This window comes from Bradyrhizobium sp. HKCCYLRH3061 (assembly GCF_051168015.1).
GTDB lineage: Bacteria > Pseudomonadota > Alphaproteobacteria > Rhizobiales > Xanthobacteraceae > Bradyrhizobium.
Map to the genome: position 1 here is coordinate 262,419 of NZ_JBNPUE010000008.1, position 7,583 is coordinate 270,001.

Here is a 7,583-nt window from a genome sequence, read left to right on the forward strand (position 1 = left end):
ATGAACGTCGAGACCCGCGCGGCGACAATCTCTCGGTCGTCGAGCATCGAGATCATCCCGACTGGCCGGCAACTCGGGGCGGAGATTCGACATGTCGATCTCAGGCATCTCGACGATGCGGCCTTCGGCGCCCTGCTCCGCGCCTTTCACACGCACTCCGTTTTGCTGGTGCGCGGCCAGGATCTGACGGACCAGGACCTGATCGCCTTCAGCCGCCGCTTCGGTGATCTCGACTGGGCGCCGGTGCAGGAGAACGGGCGCCGCTTCGTCGACGGTCTGCCCGAAATCTATATCGTCTCGAACGTGAAGGTGAATGGCGAGGCGATCGGCAGTCTCGGCGCGGGAGAAGCGGTGTGGCATACGGACATGTCGTATCTCGACACGCCGCCGATCGCGAGCGCGCTCTACGCGCTGGAAATTCCGCCCGCCGGCGGCAACACCTCGTTCTGCAGCATGTATGCCGTGTACGACGCGCTTCCGCTCGAACTGAAGCGCCGTGTCGCGGATCTGAAGATCAAGCATGACGGCACCTACAACAGCGGCGGCTTCGTACGTCAGGGCGTGACGCCGACCGATGATCCGCGCACCTCGCCGGGCGCGATCCATCCGCTGGTCTGCACGCATCCCGATTCCGGTCGGCAGATGCTTTATCTCGGCCGCCGGCGCAACGCCTATCTGGTCGGGCTCGAACTGGCGGAATCGGAGGCACTGCTCGACGAATTGTGGGCGTATGTAGCCCGTCCGGAATTCGCCTGGGAGCATGTCTGGAAGGTCGGCGATCTCGTCATCTGGGACAATCGCTGCACCATGCATCGGCGCGATCCGTTCGATGATCATGCGCGGCGAATCATGCATCGGACCCAGATCAAGGGAACGAACCGCCCGCACTGATTCGCTTGCGCGCGACATCCGCACGATCAAGCGCCAGATTGCCTGCGAATGAGTTGCAGGTTGCTGGATATTTCCTCGTGCGTCGCCTTGAAGCGTCCAATTTCCGACTCAGAGCGGCAGAGTGTGCCGACAATCGGCAGATCGTGCCGCGATCCTTCCGCGAATTGCCTCCGAGCCGAAACACCCGCGACAAATTACGATGGTTGATTTGCAGGCGCTGGTGAAACTTGGGAGATGACGCAAGTGAGTCTCAGAAGCAACGTTGCTCGAAGCGCCGAAAGCAGCCTCATCCAGGTCATCCCGACGGGAAAGACGCTCGGTGCCGAGGTCTGCAATGTCGATCTCGGATCCTTCGACGATTGGGCGTTCGCCTCGTTCATGCGCGCGCTGCTCAAGCACCAGGTCCTGCTCGTGCGCGGCCAGCGTCTTGGTGAACGTGACATCGCGGCTTTCAGCCGCCGCTTCGGTCACGCGGATCTATTTTACACCTCTCCCGGCGGCTTGCTGGGCGACAGACTGTCATTCTGCAGCCTCTACGCCGCTTATGACGCGCTCTCGCCGGCGTTGCGCAGCCGCGTCGCTCATCTGAAGGTTCGTCATCTCTCGACCGACACCGCCGATGACGGCCGTCGCACCGTCATCGCAGGCCCGGTGCACCCGCTGGTCGGCAATCATATCGATACCGGCCGCTCGATGCTCGCACTGGGGCAGCGCCGCCATTCCTACGTCGTCGGCCTCGAGCAGGACGAATCGGACGCGCTGCTCGACGATCTCTGGCAGCTTGCCGAACGGCCCGAGTTCAGTTGGACCCACACCTGCCGGCCCGGTGATCTCGTCGTCTGGGACACCCGCTGCACGATCCACCGGCACGAGCCGCCGGACATGCCGAGACTCCTGCACAGCCCGCCACTCTGGAACACGATGCCCTCGGCTTGAGCCCGCGACGGCGTCAGCGCGCGCGAAAACTCGCCGTCCCCGCGGCCCGCCACAGCGTCCACAGCGTCGCAAGGCGCGAGCGGGGGCGCGGTTGAAACGGATCGTCGCGGGGCCCGGCCCGCGCGAGGTCGCGCCGGACCAGCGCGAGCGGCAGCAGAACCGGCCGCACGGCCGGCGGCGCCTGACGCGCCAGTTCGAGGGTGTGATCGAGATGCTGCCGGGCCTGCCCGCGCAGGTCCATGATCACCTCCTGGATCGCCGGTGATGCCTTGCCGGAGAACATCTCCTCCTGGCCGACGCCATGCCGCGCGAGAAGATCGAGCGGAACGTAGAGCTGCCGGTGGGCGGCATCGCGCGGCAGCGACGCGATCACCTGGAGCAACCCTTGCGCGATGCCGGCATGGTGCGCGAGATGATCGGCGTCCGCAAACGGCGGCGCAATGATCTGCGCGGCCAGCGCGAACAGCGCGCCGCGCGTGTCGCCGAGATAGCCGTCCAGCGCCGCCATCGTCGGCATCGGATCGTTATAGAGATCGAACTGATGCTCATCGACCAGGCGCGTCAGCCGCTCGACCGGAAGCGCGAAGCGCTGCACGGTGAGCAGCAATTCGGCCGCAACGGGATTTCCCTCCGCGCCGCCATGTTCGTGACCCGTCAGCGTGTCGTGCCACCACTGCAGCCGGACTTCGCCCGGCAGCGGCTGCGACACCAGATCTCGAATGCGGCTGACTTCGACGTTGAATGCGTACAGCGACAACAGCGCACGCCGGGGCTCGGGTGGCATGAACAGCGTCGAGGCGTAGCGGTCGAAATCGTGCTCGCGGACAAGGCCTGCACAGAACGCGGCGTCGCTGTTGGCGCTCGTCTCGCTCATGGGACGGCGATGAGCGCTGCCGCAACCCGGCGCCGCTCGCCGATCATGACGTTGTAGGTGCGAATCGCGGGGCCGGTCTGCATCGCATCGAGCACGACGTTCACGCCGCGCAGGGCCGCGCGCAGCGGTGCGGGCGGGATCCAGACTTCGTTTCCGGTGCCGATGATGAGCGTGTCGATTCTATTCGCCGCGTCGAAAACGCGCTGCAGCGAATATCGGTCGATCTGGCCGGGCCGAGTGACATCCCAGGCCCAGATCGAGTCGGGCAGGCACAACAGCGAGCCGCGGTGCGACATGCCGGCAAAGGCAAAGCCGCCTTTGCCATAGCCGTCGATCGGCGCCGATCGCGGGAAGTGCGGAGTGTCGTTCGGAGTGGTCATGCCCGAGACCAGCTTGCTGCCTCCGGATCTGATCCGAAGGCAAGCTTCCTTCGAATCACGGCATCTTCTTCTTCGCCGCCGGCTTCTCCTCCTGCGCTTCGGCTCGGACCGAATGCACGCCAAGATAGATGAGGATCGGCGACGCGATGAAGATCGAGGTGTAGGTGCCGACCAGCACGACTCCGAACATCATCACCGCGGTGAAGCTGTGGATCGCCGGGCCGCCGAACAAGAGCAGCGCCAGCAGCGCCAGGGTCACCGTGACGTGCGTGATGATCGAGCGCGACAAGGTCGAGTTGATCGATTCGTTGAGCAGCTGCGGCATCGGCATCTTCTTGTAGCGCCGCAGCATCTCGCGGATACGGTCGTAGATGACGACGGTGTCGTTCAGCGAGTAGCCGAGAATGGTCAGCAGCGCCGCGATGCTGGTGAGGTCGAAGTCGACCTGGCTGATCGACATGAAGCCGATGGTCAGCACGATGTCGTGGACGTTGGCGATCATGGCGCCGAGCGCGAACTGCCACTCGAACCTGAACCAGAGATAGATCAGGATCGAGACGATCGCGAGCATCAGGCCAAGCAAGCCGACGGCGAGGAACTCGCCAGAGACGCGCGGACCCACGACCTCGACGCGGCGATATTCGACGGAATCACCGATCGCCGCCTTCACCTTGTTGGCGGCCTCCTGCTGCGCGGCATCACCGCCAGGCTGCTCGGCGATACGGATCAGAACCGATGCATCAGTATCAGCACCGAACTGCTGCAGCTGCACTTCGCCGAGGCCGAGCGTCGACAGCTTCGCGCGCATCCCGGCGATGTCGGCGGTGCCCGACTTGGCCCGCACCTCGAGCAAGGTGCCACCGCGGAAGTCGATGCCGAGGTTCAGGCCGTGGGTGAAGAACAGCACGATCGCCAGGATCGACAGTGCCGCCGAGATCGGGAAGCTGATGCGGCGGAACTGCGTGAAATCGAAATGCGTGTCGTCGGGCACGATGCGCAGCGACGGCAGCAGGCCGAGCGCGCTGACCACCGTCAGCACCACGATCAGGATGCCAAGCCCGATGAGAACCCAGTGTGTCACAGTAGCTCCTAGATTGGCACGCTTTGCGGCCGCTTCCACCGCACCCACCCCGCCACGATCAGGCGGGTGAGCGTGAAGGCGGTGAAGACCGTGGTGAGGATGCCGATGCCCAGCGTCACGGCGAAGCCGCGCACCGGGCCGGTGCCGATGTAGAACAGCACGGCGGCGGCGATGAAGGTGGTGATGTTGGAGTCGAGAATGGTCGCCAGCGCGCGCTTGAAGCCGGCGTCGATCGCCGAGATCGCGTTGCGGCCGCCACGCAGCTCCTCGCGGATGCGCTCATAGATCAGCACGTTTGAGTCCACGGCGATGCCGACCGTCAGCACGATGCCGGCGATGCCCGGCAAGGTCAACGTGGCGTTGAGCAGCGACAGCACACCGAAGATCATGGCGACGTTCACGACCACCGCGATGTTGGCGAACACGCCGAACAGCCGGTAGGTCACCAGCATGAACACGATGACGAGGATCGAGCCGACATAGGAGGCGAGCTCACCCTTGGCGATCGAATCGGCGCCGAGACCCGGACCGACGGTGCGCTCCTCGATGACCGTGAGCGGCGCCGGCAGCGCACCGGCGCGCAGCAGGATCGCGAGCTCGTTGGCCGACTGCACGGTGAAATTGCCCGAGATCTGGCCCGAGCCGCCGGTGATCGGCTCGCGGATGACCGGCGCCGAAATCACCTTGTTGTCGAGGACGATGGCGAACGGCTGCCCGACATTCTCGGTCGTGGCCTGCGCAAACTTGCGCGAGCCGGCCGAGTTGAAGCGGAAGGTGACGATCGGCTCGTTGGTGCGCTGGTCAAAGCCGGTCTGCGCATCGGACAGATCACCGCCGGAGACCAGCACCTGCTTCTTGACGACATAGGGCTGGTTGGGCGGCGACGCGCTCTGCAGCACCTCGGAATCCGGCGGCACCCGCCCCTGCATCGCCTGATCCGCCGGCACCGAGGTGTCGACCATGCGGAATTCCATCTTGGCCGTGCGCCCGAGCAGGTTCTTGAGCTGCGTCGGATCCTGCAAGCCCGGCACCTGCACCAGGATGCGGTCGTTGCCCTGGCGCTGGATCACCGGCTCGACGGTGCCGAGCTCGTTGACGCGGCGCTCGACGATCTGCATCGACTGCTCGATGGTCTGGCGGATGCGTTCCGTGATGGCCGCCGGCGGGATCGTCAGCCGGACCAGTCCGCCGCCGGCATCGCTGACCTCGAGGCTGCGCTGGCCGCTGGAACCGAGCAGCCCACCGAGCGGCTGCGAGAGATCACGCAGCTTGGAGATCGCAGTTCCCGTGTCGCTTTCCTTGGTGATCCGGACCTCGACCCCATCACCCCGGCTCACCAATCCGGTGTAGCCGATCTTGGCATCGCGCAGCGTGCGGCGAACGTCGTCGCGCACGGCATCGAGCCGCTCCTTCTTGATGTAGTTGGAGTCGACCTCGAGCAGCAGATAGGAGCCACCCTGCAGGTCGAGGCCGAGCACCAGCCGGCGCTGCGCCCAGGTCGGCCAGGTCTTGACCGTCGCCTCGGAGAAGAAGTTGGGCACCGCGCACAGGCACACGACGAGCGCCGTGAGAATGATGCCCAGCGCCTTCCACCGCGTGAAATACAACATGGAGGTTGTCCGTAAGGGCCGTAGCCGGCCCGAAAAATCAGAACATCACTAAAGAGCGAAGGCCGGAGTTGATTCTGGCCGGGCCGCAATCAGCTCGCGGCCTTTTCGTCCTTCTTGTCGTCCTTTGCGTCTGCCTTCGCGGGCTCGCCCTTGGTGCGGACGCCCGTGATCATCTGGCGCATCTGGCGCACGCGGATGCCGTCGGCGATCTCGAACTCGACCTGGTCGTCGTCGACGACCTTGGTCACCTTGCCGACCAGGCCGCCCTGGGTCACGATGGTGTCGCCGCGGCGGACGTTCTTGACCAGGTCGGCATGCTCTTTGACCTTCTTCTGCTGCGGCCGAAGGATCAGGAAATACATGATCACGAAGATCAGCGCGAACGGCAGCAGCGACATCAGCATGCTGTTGGTGTCGCCAGCGCCGGCGGCCTGGGCATAGGCAGGGGTGATCAGCATGTGGTCGATCCTCGTGGGCAGCGCCCGGTGAGACGGGAATAGCCGGCGAACCACGCATGTCTCGGCGCGGGCCGGCCTCTTGCGAATTTCGCGCGGAATATAGCGGCAGCAGTCCCAATAGCAAGGCGCCCCGCCCCTTCATTTCGCCCCGCTTGCGGCAGCCGGCGAGGCCCGATATGGCTGCCCCATCAGGAACTTGCAGCATGTCGAAAAAACCAGCCAAAGCCCCGTCCCGTAGCCCCGCCAAAAACGCCCTCGGACCGCTCGCCAAAGGCACCCGGCCTGCAGCGCAAAAGCCACCAGAGATCGCGGCAAAACGTCCTGCCCGCCCCGCCTCCGACGATACGGCTGACCGGATTGCCCGTGCGCTGGAAGCCATTGCCACGCATCTGGCGGCAACCCATGCGGGTGCCACGCCCGCGCTTGACCTCAACGCGGCCGACGCCTTCGTCTGGCATCCGAACGGCCGGCTCTCGACGGTGCCGCGCGTCAGCCGTGTCGAGATCGACCTGCTCAAGGGCATCGACCGGATGCGCGACATCCTGATCGAGAACACCGAGCGCTTTGCCAACGGCCTGCCGGCCAACAACGCCTTGTTGTGGGGCGCGCGCGGCATGGGCAAATCATCGCTGGTGAAGGCCGCCCATGCCAGCATCAACGTCACGCGCAAGCCGGCCGACCGGCTCAAGCTGATCGAGATCCATCGCGAGGATATCGAAAGCCTGCCGGCGCTGATGGACATCCTGCGTGCCGCGCCGTTCCACTTCATCGTGTTCTGCGACGACCTGTCGTTCGACGGCAATGATGCGTCCTACAAATCGCTGAAGGCCGTGCTCGAAGGCGGCATCGAGGGACGGCCCGAGAACGTCATTCTCTACGCCACCTCGAACCGACGCCATCTGTTGGCCCGCGATATGATCGAGAACGAGCGCTCCACCGCGATCAATCCGGGCGAAGCGGTCGAGGAGAAGGTCTCGCTGTCCGACCGTTTCGGCCTGTGGCTCGGCTTCCACCGCTGCAGCCAGGATGAGTATCTGGCGATGGTCAAAGGCTATTGCGGCCATTTCGACATCGCAGTCGCCGCGGATCAGTTGGAGCGCGAGGCGCTGGAATGGGCCACGACGCGCGGCTCGCGCTCCGGCCGCGTCGCCTGGCAGTTCACGCAGGATCTGGCGGGCCGCCTCGGCGTGCGGCTGAGCGCGAAGTAATCCGACCTTCCGCGCCCCATCGCAGGCGATGACAGTCGCCTGCGTGGCACGCAACCAGTCTCAGCCTCCGTCATTGCGAGCGCAGTGTTCAGCCCGGGGACATGGCTGACAGGTGTTCGGAGACATGGTTGACACCTCAAAATTG

The 7,583-nt window shown here is 65.0% G+C and carries 8 protein-coding genes; 3 read left to right on the forward strand and 5 right to left on the reverse strand.

Annotated features, from left to right (window positions below; all coding sequences use genetic code 11):
• Together ACQR2C_RS16020 and ACQR2C_RS16025 are read left to right on the forward strand one after the other, a co-directional pair.
• Positions 1-891, forward strand: a complete 891-nt coding sequence (locus tag ACQR2C_RS16020) for a TauD/TfdA dioxygenase family protein (RefSeq protein WP_434881591.1) — start codon at positions 1-3, stop codon at positions 889-891.
• A 243-nt stretch (positions 892-1,134) separates the two neighbouring features.
• Positions 1,135-1,827, forward strand: a complete 693-nt coding sequence (locus ACQR2C_RS16025) for a TauD/TfdA dioxygenase family protein (protein ID WP_316178571.1) — start codon at positions 1,135-1,137, stop codon at positions 1,825-1,827.
• A 13-nt stretch (positions 1,828-1,840) separates the two neighbouring features.
• Here the strand turns inward: ACQR2C_RS16025 and ACQR2C_RS16030 are convergent, their stop codons facing one another.
• From ACQR2C_RS16030 to yajC, 5 genes are all read right to left on the reverse strand, one after another.
• A complete protein-coding gene (locus ACQR2C_RS16030) occupies positions 1,841-2,701 on the reverse strand; it encodes a phytoene/squalene synthase family protein (protein ID WP_434881592.1) in 861 nt (286 codons plus the stop codon).
• Complete coding sequence (locus tag ACQR2C_RS16035) at positions 2,698-3,081, reverse strand: Mth938-like domain-containing protein (RefSeq protein ID WP_316178568.1); 384 nt, start codon at positions 3,079-3,081, stop codon at positions 2,698-2,700. The genes ACQR2C_RS16030 and ACQR2C_RS16035 overlap by 4 nt, the downstream gene beginning before the upstream one ends.
• 55 nt (positions 3,082-3,136) lie before the next feature.
• Positions 3,137-4,162 (reverse strand): protein translocase subunit SecF, encoded by a 1,026-nt coding sequence (gene secF, locus ACQR2C_RS16040; protein WP_315799828.1) that lies wholly within the window; start codon positions 4,160-4,162, stop codon positions 3,137-3,139.
• 8 nt (positions 4,163-4,170) lie between these two features.
• Positions 4,171-5,772, reverse strand: a complete 1,602-nt coding sequence (secD, locus tag ACQR2C_RS16045) for a protein translocase subunit SecD (RefSeq protein ID WP_434881593.1) — start codon at positions 5,770-5,772, stop codon at positions 4,171-4,173.
• 89 nt (positions 5,773-5,861) lie between these two features.
• Positions 5,862-6,230, reverse strand: a complete 369-nt coding sequence (yajC, locus tag ACQR2C_RS16050) for a preprotein translocase subunit YajC (RefSeq protein WP_172108587.1) — start codon at positions 6,228-6,230, stop codon at positions 5,862-5,864.
• A 203-nt stretch (positions 6,231-6,433) separates the two neighbouring features.
• Here yajC and ACQR2C_RS16055 point away from each other — a divergent pair, with 203 nt between their 5' ends.
• Positions 6,434-7,438: an ATP-binding protein gene (locus ACQR2C_RS16055; protein WP_316236412.1), complete on the forward strand. Its 1,005-nt coding sequence runs from the start codon at positions 6,434-6,436 to the stop codon at positions 7,436-7,438.
• Positions 7,439-7,583: the final 145 nt, after the last annotated feature.